Source organism: Nonomuraea sp. NPDC047897, assembly GCF_043204415.1.
Taxonomy (GTDB): domain Bacteria; phylum Actinomycetota; class Actinomycetes; order Streptosporangiales; family Streptosporangiaceae; genus Nonomuraea.
Map to the genome: position 1 here is coordinate 125274 of NZ_JBIDCC010000012.1, position 18092 is coordinate 143365.

Here is an 18092-nt window from a genome sequence, read left to right on the forward strand (position 1 = left end):
CGGCCGCCCGCCCGGGTTTTCCCAACGGATGCCCATATTCGGGCCAGGGCTCCCACACCGCCGATATTTCACCAAATAGCCTCACGTGATCGTCAGGCCATGGTAAAGATCGACGATGCCATCCGACGAAGGGAGCACCGTGCTCACACGCACGCTCATCGCGGCCGCCCTGGCCGCCGGCGGGATCGCCGCCGCCCCGGCCGCCGCCCACGCCACCGCCCACGCCGCTGCACCCGCCACCGCCACTGCCGCTCGCCACACCCCGGAGCAGGTCTGCGGCAAGGGATTCCACCGCGTCCAGGACGGCCACCGGGCGATGCGGACGCCCAGCGGCACGGTGTACGGGCACGTCTACCTGATGTACAGCAAGCGCAGCGGCGAGAACTGCGTGGCCGCGATCAAGACGCGGTGGGCCGGCGAGCGCACGGTCACCGGCGCGCGGCTCGTGGTCAAGGGCGGCGGCAGGTCGGAGGACGTGCAGCGCTACCGCTACTACGCCGAGACCGGCCACGTCGACGGAAGCTGGAAGTGCGTCACGTACGAGGGCTGGACCCGCGACCCGGACAACCGGGTCACGGCGTGGGGCGGCCGCACCTCCTGGGGCAACTGCCGGGGTTAGCGCCCGGGCTGTCACATCCGGCGGGGCTGTCCCGTCCTTGGTTCGGTACGACACTCCCGACTCAAGGAGGTTCGCGATGAGCCCGCGGCTCAACGTGGCGAAACTGGCCCCCGAGGCGTTCAAGTCCTTCCTCGCCGTGGAGGGCTTCGTGGCCCGCAGCGGCGTGCCGCACAGCACGATCGAGCTGCTCAAGCTGCGGGTCAGCCAGATCAACGGCTGCGCGTTCTGCGTGGACATGCACAGCCGTGACCTGAAGCAGAACGGCGAGAGCGACCAGCGGATCTGGTCGGTGGCCGCCTGGCGGGAGGCGGCCTGCTACACGCCGGCCGAGCGGGCGGCGCTGGCGCTGGCGGAGGAGGCGACCAGGCTGGCCGACCGCGTGGCCGTGCCCGACGAGGTCTGGCAGGAGGCGGCCGGGCACTACGACGAGGAGCAGCTCGCCACGCTCGTCGTCGCGATCGCCATGATCAACGCCTGGAACCGGATCGCCGTCCCGACCCGCCAGACGCCCGCAGGCGCGTAGCGGGCGGGACGCCCCGCCGAGTCTCTTCTTACACTGGCCTTACAGATGTTTCTGTAGATAGATTTGGTAACAGCAACATCACGGGGGGATCCAATGAAGAGGCTGGCGGTGGTGTCACCGCATGTCGTCAGGCACAAGGTCCGCGACATCCGTTCCGCCGATCGCCGCAGGCCCGCACCCCCCGATCCCAAGGTCGTCGACCTGCGCGCCTACACCGGCCGCAACGTGATCCACTTTCCCGGCGGGCCCACTCCCGCGGCCTGACGACCGACGGCCCGCGTCCCTTCCGGGGGCGCGGGCCGTCGCGTGTCCACGGCTCAGCCGTAGAGCCGCCGGGCATAGGACTCGCCGTAGTACCGCTCCAGGTCCTCGACCGACTCCTCGACCCGCTGCACCTCCTTGACCAGCACCGCGTGCGACGGCAACGGGTCCGGGCCCCACCGGTCAGGCCGCCACAGCGAGGAGCGCATGAACGCCTTGGCGCAGTGGTAGAAGATCTGGTCGATCTCCACGACGAGCGCGAGGCGGGGGCGGTGGCCCTTGACGACCATCTCGTCGAAGAACGGGGCGTCGCGCAGCAGCCGGGCGCGCCCGTTGATCCGCAGGGTCTCGTTGCGGCCCGGGATCAGGTACAGCAGCCCGACGCGCGGGTTGGCGAGGACGTTGCGGAAGCCGTCGGCCCGGCGGTTGCCGGGCCGGTCGGGAACGGCGATCGTGGTGTCGTCGATGACGTGGGTGAAGCCGGCGGGGTCGCCCTTGGGCGAGACGTCGCAGTTGCCCTCCGCGTCGGAGGTGGCGATCAGGCAGAACGGCGAGGCGGCGAGCCACTGCCGGTCGCGCTCGTGCAGGCGGGGCCGTTCCTTGCCGGCCACGCGCGGCATGACCTCCCCCAGCAGCTCACGCAACTCCGCCTCGGACCCGATTTCCACCCAGCTCATGCGATCTCCCTTCGAAGTCGGGCACATCCTGTCAGGAGGGCGGGCCCGGCCCGCGGCGGGGTCGTCGAAGGCGTGCGGGCTACCAGCGGCGGGCGCGCGCCATGACGTCGAGCAGCGCGTCGCGTTCGGCGGCGAACCGGTCCGGATCGACGCCCTCGCGCTCGGCCCGCAGGTGGAGCAGTGTCAGCTCGGTCGCCGCCTGCTGGTAGTCGCCCATCGCCCGGCCCAGCCCCCGGCCCCTCGCCCACCTGCGGGCGCGGCTGCGGCCGGGCAGCGAGCTGAGCATCGTGATGTCCTGCTGTGTGACCAGGCCGGTCGACTGGTACCAGGGCAGGTAGGCGCCCATCCGGGCGACGAGCTGGCGGCGCTCGCGGACCGTCACCACGACGAGCAGCACCAGCGCCATCATGATCACCAGGTAGGCCCCGCCGAGCCAGGGCAGCGACCGCATCGAGGCGCCGCCGTTCCACAGCCCGTGCAGGACGACCGCCGCGAGGTAGCCGAGCGGGATCATGGCCAGCCGTGCGGGACCGCGCCGGGTCAGCGCGTAGGCGACGCCGAGGCCGATCATCGAGGTGTAGACCGGGTGGCCGAGCGGGTCGACGAGCCCGCGGATCACGAAGAGCTGCAGGGTCGCGTCCATCCCGGCCTGCATGTACGCGCTGAGGTAGTAGCCGACGTTCTCCACCGCCGCGAAGCCGAGTCCGGCCAGGGAGGCGTACACGATGCCGTCGGTGAGCCCGTCGATCTCCCGCCTGCGGCGCAGGAGCAGCAGTAAGGCCGATCCCTTGAGCGCCTCCTCGATCACCGGAGCCAGGAACACGGTCCCCACCGCGTCGACGACCTGCGAGCCGTACCCGGCCCGGGCGAAGAGCGCCTGGCCGGCCAGCGTGAGCCCGATCGCCAGCACCACCGCCACGCCCGCGCCCCACGCGAAGGCGAACGCCAGGTGCAGGCGCGGCTCGGGCTCCAGCCGGTCGAGGGAGAGCACCGCGGCGAGCAGCACGGGTAACGGCGCGACGGCCAGCAGCAGCGACAGGCCGAAGCCGACGGGCCCGCCGCCCTTCATGAAGACGCCGAGCACGACGACGGCCACCAGGCTGGAGATCACCAGGCCGACCAGCAGTGCCTTGCTGGGCCGGTGGATCGGCAGCGCGGGCCGGAGGTGGACCGTCATCGTCACGCCTTTCTCGGTGGGCCTCCCACTATGGATCCGCCCCTCTCTACGGATGCTGTCTACGGACGCTTGACGGCCGCTTGCGGGGCCTCGATCCACCCGTGCGTTCGTGCGGAACGCCGGTACAGTTCCCCTAAACAGGGAGGAAATTCACCCATGCCGGACGAAAGCCACGCACAGGGTCTCGCGCCTCTCGGTGACGCGCAACTGTCGGGACTGCTGAGCAGCCAGCGGTTCGGCGCCCTGGCGACCGCCGCGGGCGGGGGCCGCCCCCACGTGTCCACGGTCCGCTACGCCTGGGATGCCGCGCAGCGGGTGGTCCGGATCTCGACGACCGCCGACCGGCTCAAGGTGGACCGGCTGCACGACGACCCGCGCGGCGCCCTCTACGTGGCCAGCGACGACTTCGGGGCGTTCGCGGTGGCCGAGGGCCTGGCGGAGCTGTCACCGGTGAGCGCCGAGCCGGGCGACGAGGTGGGCCGGGAGCTGCTGGCCCTGCGGCCGGAGCCCCGCGACGCGGCGGAGGAGGCGGCGTACCTGCGGCGGATGGTCGCCGACCGGCGCATGGTGATCAGGCTGCGGGTGACGCGGCTGTACGGGACCCGGGTCCCGGCGGAGGCCCGCCGCTGAGAGCCGCTCAGCGCAGCGCCTCCACCGGTTCCATGCGGGCGGCGCGCAGGGCCGGGTACAGCCCGGCCAGCAACCCCACCACGGCTCCGGCCAGCGGCGCCGCCGCAGCCAGCCGCACGTCCAGCACGGGCGTCCACTGCCGGGCGGCCGAGATCGCGACGATCGCCGCCACCCCCAGACTGGCGCCGATCACCCCGCCGGTCAGCCCGACCAGCGTCGACTCCAGCAGGAACTGGCCCGCGATGTGCCGGCGGGCCGCGCCCAGCGCCCGGCGCAGCCCGATCTCGGACCGGCGCTCCATCACCGTGACGAGCGTGACGTTGGCAATGCCGACGGCGCCGACCACCAGCGAGACCAGCCCGAGGACCAGGAACAGGGCGTTGACGTCGCCCTGCACGGCGTCCCGCGCCCGGGTCGGCGTGGCCGGCGCGGTGACCTGGAGCAGGTTCGGGTTGCCCGGGCTGAGCGCGGCGGGCGCCTGCCCGGCGATCAGCTCGGCGGCGCCGAGCCGGGTGTTGACCAGCACCCGGGTGACGTCGCGCAGCCCGAACCTGCGGCCGATGGTGGGCGGGATGAGCACGGCGCTGCTCAGGTTCCGCTCGCGGCGCAGGTCGCCCAGGACACCGATGACCGTGTAGGGCTGCTCGCCGATGAACACGGCGGGCGACCGGTCGAGCCGGGTGACGCCGAGCAGCCGGGCCGCCTGCTCGCCGAGCACCACGACCCGTTCCCGCCGTTCCACATGCCCCTGGTCGAAGAAGCGACCCCGCACCATGCGCCCGCGCGCCGCCAGCGGCAGCCCCGGCGTCACGGCCACCACGGTGAGCGTCCGCCCGGTGGCCCGGGTCGGGTCGACCAGCCGGTTGGCGCGCACGGGGATGTTCGCGCCCCCCTCGCTCTCGGCCAGGGCCGCCGCGGACGCCACGCCGCGCAGCCGCGTGACCTGGTCGACGGCGTCCCAGGCGACGAGCGGCGAGTCGTGCTCGGGCACGTCCACGGTGACGGCCGTGGCGGTCAGCTCGTCGAACCTGCCGACGATCTGGTTGCCCGCGGTGGCCGCCACGCCGAGCGTGACCACGAGCGTCGTGATGCCGAGCACCGTCCCGAGCGTGGTGAGCGCCGTCCGGACCGGCCTGGCCAGCATCCCGGCGAGCGCCTCGCCGGCGAGGTCGCGCACGTCCATGGTCACTCCTCCGTCAGCACGCCGTCGACGATCCTGGCCCGGCGCGCGGCCCGCTCGCCGACCTCGGTCTCGTGCGTGATGACGACGATGGTCAGGCCCTGTGCGCGCAGCTCGTCGAACAGGTCGAGGACGCCCGCGGTGTTGCGGCTGTCGAGGTTGCCGGTGGGCTCGTCGCACAGCAGCAGGGACGGGCCGCCGAGCAGCGCGCGGGCGATCGCGGCGCGCTGCCGCTCGCCGCCGGACAGCCGGTCGGGCGGGAATCCGGCGCGGTGCCCGAGCCCTACCCGCTCCAGCGCGGCCAGGGCGCGTTCGCGCCGTCCGCGCCGGGAGTGCCCGCCGTACAACTCGGCGAGCATCACGTTCTCCACCACGCTGCGGTGCGGCAGCAGGTGGAACGCCTGGAACACGAACCCGATGCGCCGGCCGCGCAGCCTGGTCCGCGCGCCGTCGGCGAGCGTCGTCGTCTCGATGCCGTCGAGCCGGTAGCTGCCCGTGGACGGCCGGTCGAGCAGGCCGAGCACGTTGAGCAGGGTCGACTTGCCGGAGCCGGACGGGCCGGCGACGGCCAGGTAGTCGGCCCGGCCGACGCTCAGGCTGACGTCCGACAGGGCACGGACGGGCGGGTCGGCGGGGTAGTCGCGGCCGATCCCCGCCAGCTCGATGACCGGCTCAGGCACCGCCCACCACCACCCGGTCGCCGGCGCGCAGGTCGCCGGTCACCTCGACCTTGCCGTCCGCGGTGAGCCCGGTGCGCACCTCGACCTCCTTGACCCGGTCCGGCGCCACCTCGACCTGCACCCGTGGCCGGCCGTCCGCGGCGGTCACCACGGCGGCCGACGGGACGGCCAGCACCTGCGCGCCGGTGGCGCCCACCGTCACGCGGGCCGTGACCGTCTTCCCGGACCAGCGCTTCAGCCCGGCCGTCGAGGAGGGGGTGATGAGGACGGGTTCGGAGCCGGCCGCCTGGTCGTCGCCGCCCTTCCGCCCGGCGGTCAGGCCGGCCGCCCGCTGCCCGATGGCGGTCAGCGTGGCGGGATACGTCCTGCCGGTCTCGGTCTCGATGACCGCCTGCATGCCCTCCTTGAGCAGGTCGGCGTCGGCGGCCTCGACGGCGCCCGCGACGACGAACGACGAGCTGGTCACGGTGGCGACCGCCTGCTCGACGGTCTCACCGGCCTTGACCCGGGTCTCGTGCAGGCGGGCGGGCAGCTTGGGCAGGAAGACGATCTCACCGGGCGGGATGGTGGTGCCGTACGTACGCTCGAACTCGGCGAGCAGCGCCCCCGCGGCTGCCAGGTCCGCCTTCGCGCCGGCCACCTTGAGCCGCGCCGGTGAGAGTTGCCGGGCCTGGCGCAGTGCCTGCTCGGCGGTCCGCAGGGCCTCCTTCCTGTCGCGGACGGTCTTGCGCAGTTCCTCCAGCCGCCCGGTCCTGGCCTCGCCGGCCTCGCGGTCCAGCCGGTCGAGCGCCGCCCGCGCGGCGTCCAGCTCCGCCTGGGCGTTGGCGACCCGCAGTTCGAGCAGCCGGGTGTCGGCGGGCGGCGTGGGCGCGGGTCCCGGCCCGGGGGCCGTGCTCGTGGGCACGGTCGTGGGCGCGGTCGTGGGCGCGGTAGGGGCGGTGGTGGGTCTCGTGGCCTCGGCGAGCGCCTGTTCGGCTTCCAGGAGCTTCTCCTCGGCGGCGCGCACGGCGGCCTCGGCGGCGTCCCGCCTCGCCTCCTCCTCCGGGGTGAGCCGCCGCCCGGCCCGGTCGAGCGCGCGCTCGGCCGCCTTCAGGTCCGCCTTGGCATTGCTCACCTTGATCTTCAGCGGCAGCACGTCCCGGCCGGCGTCGAGCGCCTGACGTTCGGCCGCGAGCGTCTCGCGCGCGGTCCGTACGGCCTTGCGCAGCGTCTCGCGCTGCTGCCGGGCCTCCAGGGTCGGCTGCTGGGCGGTGTACCCCTTTCGGGCGTAGAAGCGGGTGACGGCGGCGACGGTCGCCCGGTCGAACACCCCGGTGACGGGCGGCCGGTGACCGAGCCGGCGCAGCGCCCGCTGGAGCTGCCGCACGTCGGCCCCCTCGGCGCCGGGGACGATCGTGCGGTGCATCGGCACCTTGCCGGTGAGGACGAACACGGGGCGGCCGTTGACCTCCATGAGCAGGCCGCCCTCGGCGAGCCGGCCGGGACGCGGCGCCCGGGTGGCCCGTTGCAGCGTGTCCTGCCCGCCGACGACACCGGCCAGCGTGACCGCGAGGGGGGAGCCGTACTCCAGAGTGCCGCTGACGACGACGGTGCTGGTCAGCTTGACGCGCTCGACGGGTGCCGTGACCAGCGACGGTTTCGGCGGCCTGCGCAGCGCGGCCTCGTCGGCCGGTGAGCGCAGGCGGGTGCTGACGGCCCAACCGGCGCCCGCGATCAGGAGGACGCCGGCGAGCATGACGAGCAGGACCTTTCGAGGGGATCTCATGACCGTCGGCTACAGGCCGTATCGCTCGTCGACCTCGGCCACGACCTTGTCGGCCTTCGGCCGGTAGAGGCGGTAGAAGTCCTTGCCGCACTCCAGGTCGTCCAGCGCCAGCCGGATCTCCCTGTCCAGGACGCGGCGGGCCTCGGCGGGCGAGAGTTTCGGGAGGTAGCCGGAGTCGTTCTCAGGGTCGTACGGGGGGATCGACGTGTCGTCCCTGCGCGCCAGCTCGTGCAGCTCCCGCCCGATCACCGCGCCGCCCCACTTGGCGACGTCCAGCGGCTTGGTCGAGGTCATCCGGTGGCCCTTGGTCACCATGCAGTCGGCCATCGCGGAGGCCAGCCGCACCAGTTCGGGGTCCCCGTCGATCTCGCTGCGCAGCTGCCGGTTGATCAGCACGTTGACCTTCGAGCTGTGGTCATGGGCGTCGGTGACGTCCATGCCGGTGACCTTCTTGATGGCCTGGGACTCACAAGCGTTGGAGGCCTTCGCGTACGCCTTCTGCTGGGCGTCCGACAGGTCGTTCCTGATGGCGTCGTTGGGATTGTCGGGCAGGGGGCCGCTTCCCGGCATCTCGTCGCGGTAGACGAGGATGGAGGAGATGCCGAACCCGTACTTCGTCCGGAACGCCTTCTCGGCCTCGTGGTCGCCGGACCGCAGTGGCCAGTCCGTTTCAGACGACGGGGTGTCCGGGTAGACGAACGGGACGTATCTGAAGCCCTTGCCCTTCATGCAGTCGGCCTTGAGCACCTGCACCTCGTGCTCGCGGTCGTGTCGCGGGGTGGACGTGGATGTGGATGTGGGTGTGGACGTGGACGTGGACGGAGGCCGCGTGGCCGTGCTCGTCCCGCACCCCCCGAGTGCCAGGGCGAGCGCCACGCCCACGGGCGCCGATCGCATGGTCATCAGCCCGTCACCCCGAACTGCTCGCTGACCCGCTGCTCGATCTGACGGAACCTCGGCTGGTACGCCGCGTGGAAGTCCTTGCCGCACTCCAGGTCGTCCAGGGCGACCTTGATCTCCCGATCCAGGTGCCGGCGCGCCTCCGCGGGACTCATCCGGGTCGGCTCGTAGTACTGACCCGCGGGCAGGCCCGTGTCCGGGATGTCGTCGTTCTTGGCGATCTCGTCCTTCTGGGCGGTGAACAGCTTCCACCCCCACAGGTTCATGGCAGTCGGCTTGGCCGAGGTCGTCCGGTGCCCCTTGCCGGAGAGGCAGTCGGCCATGGTCGAGGCGAGGCCGACGAGCTCGGGGTCACCGTCGAGCTCACGCTGCACGGTCTGGTCGATGAGCCGGTTGATCTGCGCGAAGCGGTCCTCCTCGGACTTCACGACCTTGCCGGTGACCTTGGTGATCGCCCCCGACTGGCAGGACTGCTCCGCCTCGTCGTAGGCCTCCTGCTGGGCGGGCGAGAGGTCCCTCCTGATCTCCCAGTTCGGGTTGGCTCCGGGGTCGTCGAGGTCCTTGGGCCGGCGCGGGTGAACGAGGTTGTAGAAGACGCCGAAGCCCTGCTTCGAACGCTCCGCCTTCATCGCCGCGTAGTCGCCGTTGTGCGCCTTCTTCTGCTCGTCGCTGAACTCGAGCGGGGGCGCCACGAACGGGACGTACGTGAAGCCCCGGCCCTTCATGCAGTCCGCGAGCGCCGCCTGGATCTGGCGGGCCGTGTCCTTCGCGGGCGCGGGCGCGGGCGAGGGCGGCGTCGCCGCGCTCGTCCCGCATCCCGCGAGCACGCCGAGCAGGGCCGCGGCCCCTAGTGATCGTCTGGGCATGGCAGAGGACAATACTCCGTTTAACGGAGTATGGTCAATCCAGGACGGCGCGGCGATGGTCCCCCGGCACGAACGCCGCGGCGGCCGTCAGCACCGCCAGCAGCCCCCAGTAGGCCAGATGCTGGCGCGTCAGGCCCGCGAGGTGCTCCCCGAGCTGGACCGAGACCACCAGCAGGTAGAGCGACGCGGCCAGCGCCCAGCGCCCGTCACGGGCCTGGCGCGCCGCCCACACCGCCAGGCACAGCACCGCCACCTCCAGCACCAGCCTGGTCAGACCGATCGCGGGCGCCGGCCCGTCCGGCATCCAGGCGGGCCCCGCCCACGCCGCCACCGGCACCGCCGCCGTCCACCACCAGGACCGGGGCCGCGGCCGATCCCCGGCCGCCAGCACCAGCAGGCCGCAGCACACCACCGCGTACCCCACCGCGACGGCCGCCGGCCCGCTCGCCGCGAACAGCGGCCGGTCGGCGAGGAACCCCGGATAGACCGGCAGCAGAGTCACGTCCACCGGCTGCCACGCCGTGGCGATCATCATGGCCTTCGTCCCGCTCAGCGCCGCCCCGGCCAGCGCCGCCCACACGCGGCCGCGCAGGAGGGCCAGCAACCCCAACGCGGACGCCAACGCCCACACGGGAATCGTCCCGGCATACGGCAACAGCACAGCGAGCTGCGCGGCCATCACGGCGGTCACGCCCAGATGCAGGCCGTCCCGCCAGGCGTCGCCCCGCGCCGCGTGCCGCACCCGCTCGCACAGCCCACCGCCGACGAGCCCGGCCGCCTGCCGCGCCTCCGGCACCGTACGGCCCGGCTCGGCGCAGTCGAGCAGAACACCCAGCAGCTCCTCGCCGTGGGCGGACCGGTAGGCGCGCGGATAGGCCAACAGCAGCCACCGGTAGCGGCGTTCGAGCGGCGTCACGCCGTGGCGGGGCGGTCGATGACCAGGGCGGCGGCCCGCTGCATGCGCAACGCCTCCGCCTCCAGCACCGCGCGCCCCTCCTCGGCCAGCCGGAAGTAGCGGCGGTTGCGGCCCGCGACCGTCTCCTCCCGGTCCACCACGATGAGCCCCCGGTCGCTGAGCCGCTCCAGCAGGCCGTAAAGGGTGCCCACGGACGGGTTCACCCGCCGGCCCGAAAGCTCCCCCACCACCTTCATGATCGCGTGGCCGTGCAACGGCCCGTCGAGCAGTGCGGTGAGCACGTAGAACATGGGCTCGCTGACTTCACCGGTCCCCCTGGGCATGCCGCCGAACATAACACGCCCCGCGCCACGCGGCAGCGGGACTACCATGGCGGGCAACCAGCCGACGGAGGGCGAGAGATGTCCGTCCTGATCCGCACCGACGACGTGCCGCCCGCCCGGCGCCACGAGGCCTGGCGCGGCATCGTGTGCGACACGCTCGGCCCGCTCGACATCCGCATCGACCCCGACGCGCCGCTGCGCGGCGAGATCGACGCCGGGCTGCTCGGCCCCGTCGGCGTCGGCAGGGTGCGCACCTCCACACCCCACAGCGTCCACCGCACCCCCGGCCTGATCCGCCGAGGCGGCGGCGAGCTCTACCGGATGGTTCTCGCGCTGGCCGGCGGCCCCGTCGTCGAGCAGGACGGCAGGTCCACCAGGCTGCGGCCGGGCGAGTTCACCCTCTACGACTTCGCCCGGCCCTACCGGCTGGGCTACACCGCGGGCGTGGACCTGGCCGTGTTCAGCCTGCCCCGCGAGGCCCTGCCGCTGCCGTACGAGTCCGTCGCCCGCCTCACCGCGGAGCCGATCGCCACGGACGACGGCACCGCCGCGCTGGCCGCGCCCCTGCTGCGCCGGGTGACCCTCGACCTCGACACCTACCCGCCCGCCAGCGCCGCCCGGCTGTCCACCGTCGTCATGGACCTGCTCGCCACCGTCATCGCCGAACGGGCCGAGCGGGCCGGCGCCCTGCCCGAGGAGTCGCGGGTGCGGACGCTGTCCCTGCGCGTGGACGCCTTCATCGAGGCGCACCTCGCCGACCCCGGCCTCGGCCCCCGCACCGTCGCGGCCGCCTGCCACGTCTCACCCCGCCAGCTCCACCGGCTGTTCGAGGACCGCGGCAACACCGTGGCCGCGTGGATCCGGCACCGCCGCCTGGAGCGCTGCCGCCGCGACCTCGCCGACCCCGCCCTGCGCGACGTGCCCGTGGGCGGCGTGGCCGCCCGCTGGGGCCTGCCCGATCCGGCCCACTTCAGCCGGGTGTTCAAACAGGCGTACGGGATGCCGCCCGCCGAGTACCGTCGCGCCCGGCTCTGACACCTGGCACGGATCGTCAACCGCGCGGCACGGGAACACAAGCCCGGCCGCGCGCCGGACAGCACACTGAAGACGTACGCATCCCCCACTCCGCAAGAGGAGCCCCCGATGTCCGGCACCCAGCCCGCCCCCCGCTCCGCCACGCTGTTCGTCAACCTGCCGGTGTCCGACCTCACCAGGTCCAAGGCGTTCTTCACCGCGCTCGGGTTCCCGTTCTTCGGCGCGACCGACGACATGGCCTCCGTGGTCATCAGCGAGCGGACCCAGGTCATGCTGCTCGCCCAGCCGACCTTCGCCTCGTACGCGCGGGCGGAGGTCGCCGACCCGGGCAAGAGCACCGAGGTGATCCTCGTCCTGGGGCTCGACACCCCGCAGGAGGTGGACGAACTGGCCGACCAGGCCCTCGCGGCCGGCGCCACCCCCGTGGGCGAGCCGCTGAACGACGGCATGCGCTACCAGCGCGGCTTCACCGACCCCGACGGCCACCAGTGGTCGGCCCTGTGCCTGGTGCCCCCGGCGAGCTGACGGCATGAACACGCTCCTGGCCGGCGAGGTGACCTCGGCCGACGGCACCCCGATCGCGTTCCACCGGTCCGGTGCCGGGCCGGCCCTCGTCCTCGTGCACGGCGCCTTCACCGGCAAGGACCACCCGACCCTGCGGGAGGTGGCGGTCACGCTGTCGCCGTGGTTCACGGTCTACAACTACGACCGCCGCGGCCGGGGCGGCAGCGGCGACACTCCGCCCCACAGCGCCGAGCGGGAGGTCGAGGATCTCGCGGCTCTCGTCGCCCTGGCTGCTTCGGGCGGCTCCTCCGGCGGGCCCTCCGATGGGCCGTCCGGCGGGCCGGTTGATGGGGCGTCCGATGGGCCGGCTGATCGGCCGCCCGGCGGGCCGGTGATGCTGTTCGGCGGGTCGTCCGGCGCCGCGCTGGCGCTGGCCGCCGCCGCCCGCGACCCGGCCGTCGCCAAGCTCGCCCTGTGGGAACCCCCGTACCACGTCGGCGCCGGCGCGCCGAGCCTGCCCACCGGCTTCGCCGCGACGCTGGAGAGCCTGGTGCGGCAGGGCCGGCGCGGGGACGCGGTCGAGCTGTTCATGGTGGCGGCCGCCGAGGTCCCGGCCGACGCGGTGACCGCCATGCGCACCGCCCCCTCCTGGCCCGAGCTGGAGGCGCTCGCCCACACGCTCGCCTACGAGGCCGCGGTCATGGGGCCGGGCAACGCCCTCCCCACCGAGCTGCTCACCTCGCTCAGACTCCCCACCCTCGTGCTGAACGGCGCCGACAGCCCGGCCTGGATGCGCGACGCGGGGCGGGCGGTCGCCGCCGCCGTGCCCGGCGCGGGCCATCGCGTCCTCGCCGGCCAGACCCACGCCGTGGCGGCACGGTCGCTCGCGCCGGAGCTCCTGGAGTTCTTCGTCGCCGGATAGGGCGACGGACCTCGCGATCGGCTCATGAGCCCGTGATCACAGGACACGGGCCCATGCCAAAGCTGCCGCACCGCCCGCGCCCGTGACCTCGACGCGCGCCTGTCCTGCCTCCAGGAGGCCACGGGTTCGCCTCTCCCGGAGCGAAAGAGGCCCGACCGGAAGGTCGGACCTCTTCGCGGACCCGGCATCAGCCGGACTTCAGCCGCAGCGCCGAGCCCCCGTCAGGGGCGGATGCCCCGGTCAGGTGCGGATGCCCCGGGAGCTAGCTGCAGCCGCTGGTGGAACCGCAGCCCTCGCAGACGTAGCAGCTACCCGCCGGACGCATCTTGGTGCCGCAGGTCATGCAGAGCGGCGCGTCGGCCGTGAAGCGCTGGTGGCTCTCCAGCGTCAGCTCCTTGGCCGAGCGCTGCGGCTCGGGCTTCTCCTCGATCGGCGCCGACTGCGCGAGCGCCTCCCTGTCGACCGTCTCCTGCAGGGCGGCCGGGTCCTCGCCGCGCTGCTGCGCCGCCCGCTCCGCCGCCGAGAAGATGCCGAGCGCGGCCCGCTCCTCGTACGGCAGGTGGTCGAGCGCAAGGCGCCGGAAGATGTAGTCCATGACCGAGGTGGCCATCCGGATGTCCGGGTCGTCGGTCATCCCGGCCGGCTCGAAGCGCATGTTGACGAACTTGCTCATGTACGTCTCCAGCGGCACCCCGTACTGCAGGCCGATGGAGATCGCCACCGAGAAGGCGTCCATGACGCCCGCGAGCGTCGAGCCCTGCTTGGACATCTTCAGGAAGACCTCGCCCAGCCCGTCGTCGGGGTAGGAGGAGGCCGTCATGTAGCCCTTGGCGCCGCCGACGGTGAACCGGGTGGTCGTGCTCGGACGCTGGTTGGGCATCCGCCGCCGGGTCGGGCGGTTGACCTCGATGACCTTGACCTCGGGCTCGGCCGGCTTGGCGTCCTTGGCCTCGTCCTTCTTGCCGCCGGCCGACAGCGGCTGCCCGACCTTGCAGTTGTCGCGGTAGACGGCCAGCGCCTTCAGGCCGAGCCGCCAGCCCTCCAGGTAGACCTGTTCGATGTCGTCGATCGTGGCCGACTCGGGCAGATTGACCGTCTTGGAGATGGCGCCCGACAGGAACGGCTGCGTGGCGGCCATCATCCGCACGTGACCCATCGGGGCGATGGCCCGCTCGCCCATCGCGCAGTCGAACACCTCGTAGTGCTCCTGGCGCAGCCCCGGAGCGTCGATGACGTGGCCGTGCTCGGCGATGTACTCGACGATGGCCTCGATCTGCTCCTGCTGGTAGCCGAGCTGCTTGAGCGCACGCGGGATCGTCTGGTTGACGATCTGCATCGAGCCGCCGCCCACCAGCTTCTTGAACTTCACCAGCGCCAGGTCGGGCTCGATGCCGGTGGTGTCGCAGTCCATCATCAGGCCGATGGTGCCGGTCGGGGCGAGCAGCGACGCCTGCGCGTTGCGGTAGCCGTTCTTCTCGCCCAGCTTGAGGCACTCCGACCACTGGCGCGACGCCTCCGAGTGGATCTTGGAGTCCATGGAGCCGATCGTCCGCAGGTTGTCGTTGGCCGCGGCGTGCTTGCGCATGACCCGCTTGTGCGGCTCGGCGTTGCGGGCGTAGCCGTCGTACGGGCCGACCGCCCCGGCCAGCTCCGCGCTGCGCCGGTAGGACACGCCCGTCATCAGCGAGGTGATGGCCCCGGCCACCGCCCGGCCACCGTCGGAGTCGTAGGCGTGGCCGGTGGCCATGAGCAGCGCGCCGAGGTTGGCGTAGCCGATGCCGAGCTGCCGGTAGGCGCGGGTGGTCTCGCCGATCTTCTCGGTCGGGAAGTCGGCGAACGTGATCGACACATCCATCGCGGTGATGATCAGCTCGGTCAGCTTGACGAAGTTCGCGATGTCGAAGGTGTTGTCGTCCTTCAGGAACTTCAGCAGGTTGATGCTGGCCAGGTTGCAGGAGGAGTTGTCGAGGTGCACGTACTCGGAGCACGGGTTGCTGGCCGTGATCCGGCCGGTCTCCGGCGTGGTGTGCCAGTCGTTGATCGTGTCGTCGTACTGGACGCCCGGGTCGGCGCACTCCCAGGCCGCCTTGGCCATCTTGCGGAACAGGTCGCGCGCGTCGACCGTCTCGATCACCTCGCCGGTGAGGCGGGCGCGCAGGCCGAACCGGTCGCCCTTCTCCACGGCGCGCATGAACTCGTCGGAGACGCGGACCGAGTTGTTGGCGTTCTGGTACTGCACCGAGACGATGTCCTTGCCACCGAGGTCCATGTCGAACCCGGCGTCGCGCAGCGCGCGGACCTTGTCCTCCTCGCGCGCCTTGGTCTCGATGAACTCCTCGATGTCGGGGTGGTCGACGTCGAGGACGACCATCTTGGCGGCCCGGCGGGTGGCGCCGCCGGACTTGATGGTGCCCGCGCTGGCGTCGGCGCCGCGCATGAACGACACCGGACCGCTGGCGGTGCCCCCGCTGGACAGCAGTTCCTTGGACGAGCGGATGCGCGACAGGTTGACGCCGGAGCCCGACCCGCCCTTGAAGATCACACCCTCTTCCTTGTACCACTCGAGGATCGACTCCATCTGGTCGTCCACCGAGAGGATGAAGCAGGCGCTGACCTGCTGCGGCGACTGGGTGCCCACGTTGAACCAGACCGGCGAGTTGAAAGCGAAGACCTGGTGCACCAGGGCGTACTTCAGCTCGTGGTCGAAGATCTCGGCGTCCTCCTCGCCCGCGAAGTAGCCGTGCTCGACGGCCGTGCGCGTGTAGACGCCGACGACCCGGTCGACCAGCTGCTTCAGGCTCCACTCACGCTGGGGCGTGCCCACCGCGCCGCGGAAGTACTTGGTCGTCACGATGTTGGCCGCGTTCACCGACCAGAACTCGGGGAACTCGACGCCCCGCTGCTCGAAGTTGACCGAGCCGTCGCGCCAGTTGGTCATGACGACGTCGCGGCGCTCCCATGTGATCTCGTCATACGGGTGCACACCGGGCGTGGTGAAGATCCGCTTCATCTTCAGCCCCTTGCGCGGGCGCTTGCCTCCACTGCCGCCGCGCGCGACCGAACCGCTGGCCGTCTCCGTCATGACTCCCCCTTCTCCGCCTTCAACTGTTCGATCTCGGCCTCGAAGTCCGCCAGGCTCTCGAAACCGCGATATACCGATGCGAACCGCAGGTAGGCGACCTCGTCCAGCTCCCGCAGCGGCCCGAGGATCGCCAGCCCCACCTCGTTGGACGGGATCTCCGCCGCGCCCTTGGCCCGGATGGCCTCCTCGACCCGCTGGCCGAGCTGGGCCAGTGAGTCCTCACTGACCGGCCTGCCCTGGCAGGCCCGGCGCACGCCTGCGACCACCTTGTCCCGCGAGAACGGCTCCGTCACGCCGCTGCGCTTGCTCACCATCAGGAGTACGGTCTCCTGGGTGGTGAACCTGCGTCCGCATTCGGGGCAGGTGCGGCGACGCCGGATGGCGGCACCGTCGTCCGTCGAGCGACTGTCGATGACCCTGGTGTCAGGATGGCGACAGAACGGACAATGCACGCTTTTCGCCTCCTTGACCGGCGGTCACCACAGGCGCGCGATCCCCGTCACGGGACGCTCGCGCACGCCCCACGGCTCCCCATGGGGCGGTCACGGAAACACAAGGTGTGGTGAACTACATCGGTGTAACTACTAGATGTTGTGGTCCAACCGTAGAAGCGAGCGACCATGAACGCAAGTTGGCCGGGCCCGCGCCGCGGAAGTAGCTGATCAGCGCGGCCGCCACCCCGGCATCCCGGCGTGTCGCCCGAGGATGCGCCTTCTGCCCACTTCCGAGGCCACCTGACCCGTCCGCCCCGAGCACCTCACGCCACCAAGGCGCCACCTCGTAACCGACGCGGCGCAACACCACCGTGTTCCACCCCAACCGCCACGGCGCGACACCACCACACCGCGTTTCCACCCACCAACCGAAGCGGCGCGACACCACCACAGCGCACCCCACCAGAACCGAAACGGCGCGACACCACCACAGCGCGTTTCACCCACCAACCGAAGCGGCGCGACACCACCACAGCGCGTTTCACCCACCAACCGAAGCGGCGCGACACTCCGGCTACGCGCACCCCACCAACCAACGGGGCATCGCGGCAGCGGGCGGTCCCCCGATCGGCGGGCGCGCCTCAACCAGTGAGGTGCCCGCGCGCGGCGTCGTCCCCCGGATCCAGCCGGGCACCGGGCCGCAAACTCCTCGAAGTAGCCGCGGTGCACGGCGACGAGCCCGGCTCACCGGCGCGGGCGGCGTCGGCCCCGCGCGATGATCCCGCTTCGACCGCTGCCGGCCCCGGCAGCCCAGGACGGACGTCCGCATGACCGGCTGTCCTCGTCCCCAGCCAGAACCCGCCAAGCGAAAGCAGCACCATACAGAGCAGCACCGCCGCCCGTCCCCGCCGCGTCAGACGTACGGGCGGCTGCACGACCCGCCCACGGCGCCCTCCTGACGACACCGCCCGCCCGCCACGCTGCCCTCCAGTGGGCACCGCCCGCCCACGCCGCCCCGCAGTGGGGGACGCCATCCGGCCTTTCCCCGCTTGTGGCGACAAAGGCCGTTCACGCCGCGTTTCGGGCGGCGACCCGACACCTGCCCTGCGCCCGGCGGAACCGCCCCCGCCACCCGGCACCACGGCGAGGTGACTACCCCTCACACCCCGCCTTTCGCCTCCGCCGGACTCTCCGGCCCCCGCCCGAAGGAGCTTCCGTTCCTCGCCCGGCCGCGCCTCACCACGGGAAGGGCCGACGCGACCCCGGCGAGCGGCCGCCTCACCGGCTCGGCTCTCCTCGTCCTGCCACCCGGCCTCGCTCGGCCTCCCCCGGCCGCTCCACCGCTGCGGCTCCTGTCCTGCCCCGCGCCCGGTTGCCGGCGTCCTGCGGGCCGGTGAGTGATCCGTCAGTCCCTTCCGGCCAGGCGGAACGGGGCCCTCGCCTCGCCGCCCTGGAGTGACGGCGTACCTGCTCCTTCGTCCCGGCGTGACGTCAGGAGGTTCGCGACGTTCCCGCCGGGCGAGGTCGCGCACCCCACGGACGGCCGGCGCCCGGTCGCCCACCTCGCCACCCCCTCGCACGGCCCGCCGCTCCTGCTG

The 18092-nt window shown here is 72.5% G+C and carries 18 protein-coding genes; 7 read left to right on the top strand and 11 right to left on the bottom strand.

The annotated features are described in order from the left end of the window. Positions 1 to 139: 139 nt before the first annotated feature. The 3 genes from ACGF0J_RS26335 to ACGF0J_RS26345 all read left to right on the top strand — a co-directional run bounded on the left by ACGF0J_RS26335 (position 140) and on the right by ACGF0J_RS26345 (position 1406). Complete coding sequence (locus ACGF0J_RS26335) at positions 140 to 619, top strand: hypothetical protein (protein WP_393149691.1); 480 nt, start codon at positions 140 to 142, stop codon at positions 617 to 619. Between the two features lie 76 nt (positions 620 to 695). Then, complete coding sequence (locus ACGF0J_RS26340; protein WP_393149693.1) at positions 696 to 1142, top strand: carboxymuconolactone decarboxylase family protein; 447 nt, start codon at positions 696 to 698, stop codon at positions 1140 to 1142. Between the two features lie 93 nt (positions 1143 to 1235). After that, positions 1236 to 1406 carry a hypothetical protein gene (locus ACGF0J_RS26345; protein WP_393149695.1) on the top strand — a complete coding sequence of 57 codons (171 nt, stop codon included), beginning with the start codon at positions 1236 to 1238 and terminating at the stop codon, positions 1404 to 1406. A gap of 53 nt (positions 1407 to 1459) precedes the next feature. Here ACGF0J_RS26345 and ACGF0J_RS26350 read toward each other — a convergent pair whose 3' ends face one another. Then, the gene (locus tag ACGF0J_RS26350; protein WP_393149697.1) at positions 1460 to 2080 is read right to left on the bottom strand and encodes a pyridoxamine 5'-phosphate oxidase family protein; all 621 of its coding nucleotides are present in this window, start codon (positions 2078 to 2080) and stop codon (positions 1460 to 1462) included. 79 nt (positions 2081 to 2159) lie between these two features. Next, positions 2160 to 3257: a PrsW family intramembrane metalloprotease gene (locus tag ACGF0J_RS26355; RefSeq protein WP_393149698.1), complete on the bottom strand. Its 1098-nt coding sequence runs from the start codon at positions 3255 to 3257 to the stop codon at positions 2160 to 2162. Positions 3258 to 3413: 156 nt separating this feature from the next. On the opposite strand from ACGF0J_RS26355, the gene ACGF0J_RS26360 reads away from it, so the two are divergent. Next, on the top strand, positions 3414 to 3887 hold the full coding sequence (locus tag ACGF0J_RS26360; protein ID WP_393149700.1) for a pyridoxamine 5'-phosphate oxidase family protein: 474 nt from the start codon (positions 3414 to 3416) through the stop codon (positions 3885 to 3887). A gap of 7 nt (positions 3888 to 3894) precedes the next feature. On the opposite strand, the gene ACGF0J_RS26365 is transcribed toward ACGF0J_RS26360, so the two are convergent. The 7 genes from ACGF0J_RS26365 to ACGF0J_RS26395 are packed head-to-tail and all read right to left on the bottom strand — an operon-like array spanning position 3895 to position 10517. Continuing rightward, entirely contained in the window at positions 3895 to 5070 is a 1176-nt protein-coding gene (locus ACGF0J_RS26365) for an ABC transporter permease (RefSeq protein WP_393149702.1), read from the bottom strand. Positions 5071 to 5072: 2 nt separating this feature from the next. Beyond that, complete coding sequence (locus tag ACGF0J_RS26370; RefSeq protein WP_393149704.1) at positions 5073 to 5747, bottom strand: ABC transporter ATP-binding protein; 675 nt, start codon at positions 5745 to 5747, stop codon at positions 5073 to 5075. Next, positions 5740 to 7512, bottom strand: a complete 1773-nt coding sequence (locus ACGF0J_RS26375) for a peptidoglycan-binding protein (protein ID WP_393149706.1) — start codon at positions 7510 to 7512, stop codon at positions 5740 to 5742. Before ACGF0J_RS26375 ends, ACGF0J_RS26370 begins: the two co-directional genes overlap by 8 nt. A 9-nt stretch (positions 7513 to 7521) precedes the next feature. Continuing rightward, positions 7522 to 8415: a hypothetical protein gene (locus tag ACGF0J_RS26380; RefSeq protein WP_393149708.1), complete on the bottom strand. Its 894-nt coding sequence runs from the start codon at positions 8413 to 8415 to the stop codon at positions 7522 to 7524. Further along, complete coding sequence (locus tag ACGF0J_RS26385) at positions 8415 to 9278, bottom strand: hypothetical protein (protein WP_393149710.1); 864 nt, start codon at positions 9276 to 9278, stop codon at positions 8415 to 8417. The genes ACGF0J_RS26380 and ACGF0J_RS26385 overlap by 1 nt, the downstream gene beginning before the upstream one ends. A gap of 34 nt (positions 9279 to 9312) precedes the next feature. Continuing rightward, a complete protein-coding gene (locus ACGF0J_RS26390; RefSeq protein WP_393149712.1) occupies positions 9313 to 10194 on the bottom strand; it encodes a hypothetical protein in 882 nt (293 codons plus the stop codon). Further along, a complete protein-coding gene (locus ACGF0J_RS26395; protein WP_393149714.1) occupies positions 10191 to 10517 on the bottom strand; it encodes a PadR family transcriptional regulator in 327 nt (108 codons plus the stop codon). Before ACGF0J_RS26395 ends, ACGF0J_RS26390 begins: the two co-directional genes overlap by 4 nt. Before the next feature lie 78 nt (positions 10518 to 10595). Here ACGF0J_RS26395 and ACGF0J_RS26400 point away from each other — a divergent pair, with 78 nt between their 5' ends. The 3 genes from ACGF0J_RS26400 (at position 10596) to ACGF0J_RS26410 (ending at position 12978) form a co-directional block, all read left to right on the top strand. After that, positions 10596 to 11552, top strand: coding sequence for a helix-turn-helix domain-containing protein (locus tag ACGF0J_RS26400; RefSeq protein ID WP_393149716.1), 957 nt, complete (start codon positions 10596 to 10598; stop codon positions 11550 to 11552). A 108-nt stretch (positions 11553 to 11660) separates the two neighbouring features. After that, entirely contained in the window at positions 11661 to 12077 is a 417-nt protein-coding gene (locus ACGF0J_RS26405; protein WP_393149718.1) for a VOC family protein, read from the top strand. Positions 12078 to 12081: 4 nt separating this feature from the next. Further along, positions 12082 to 12978 (top strand): alpha/beta fold hydrolase, encoded by an 897-nt coding sequence (locus ACGF0J_RS26410; protein ID WP_393149720.1) that lies wholly within the window; start codon positions 12082 to 12084, stop codon positions 12976 to 12978. A 262-nt stretch (positions 12979 to 13240) separates the two neighbouring features. Here the strand turns inward: ACGF0J_RS26410 and ACGF0J_RS26415 are convergent, their stop codons facing one another. Further along, the gene (locus ACGF0J_RS26415) at positions 13241 to 16060 is read right to left on the bottom strand and encodes a vitamin B12-dependent ribonucleotide reductase (protein WP_393149722.1); all 2820 of its coding nucleotides are present in this window, start codon (positions 16058 to 16060) and stop codon (positions 13241 to 13243) included. Continuing rightward, complete coding sequence (gene nrdR, locus ACGF0J_RS26420; RefSeq protein WP_357685486.1) at positions 16057 to 16512, bottom strand: transcriptional regulator NrdR; 456 nt, start codon at positions 16510 to 16512, stop codon at positions 16057 to 16059. Before nrdR ends, ACGF0J_RS26415 begins: the two co-directional genes overlap by 4 nt. Positions 16513 to 18092 lie beyond the last annotated feature (1580 nt).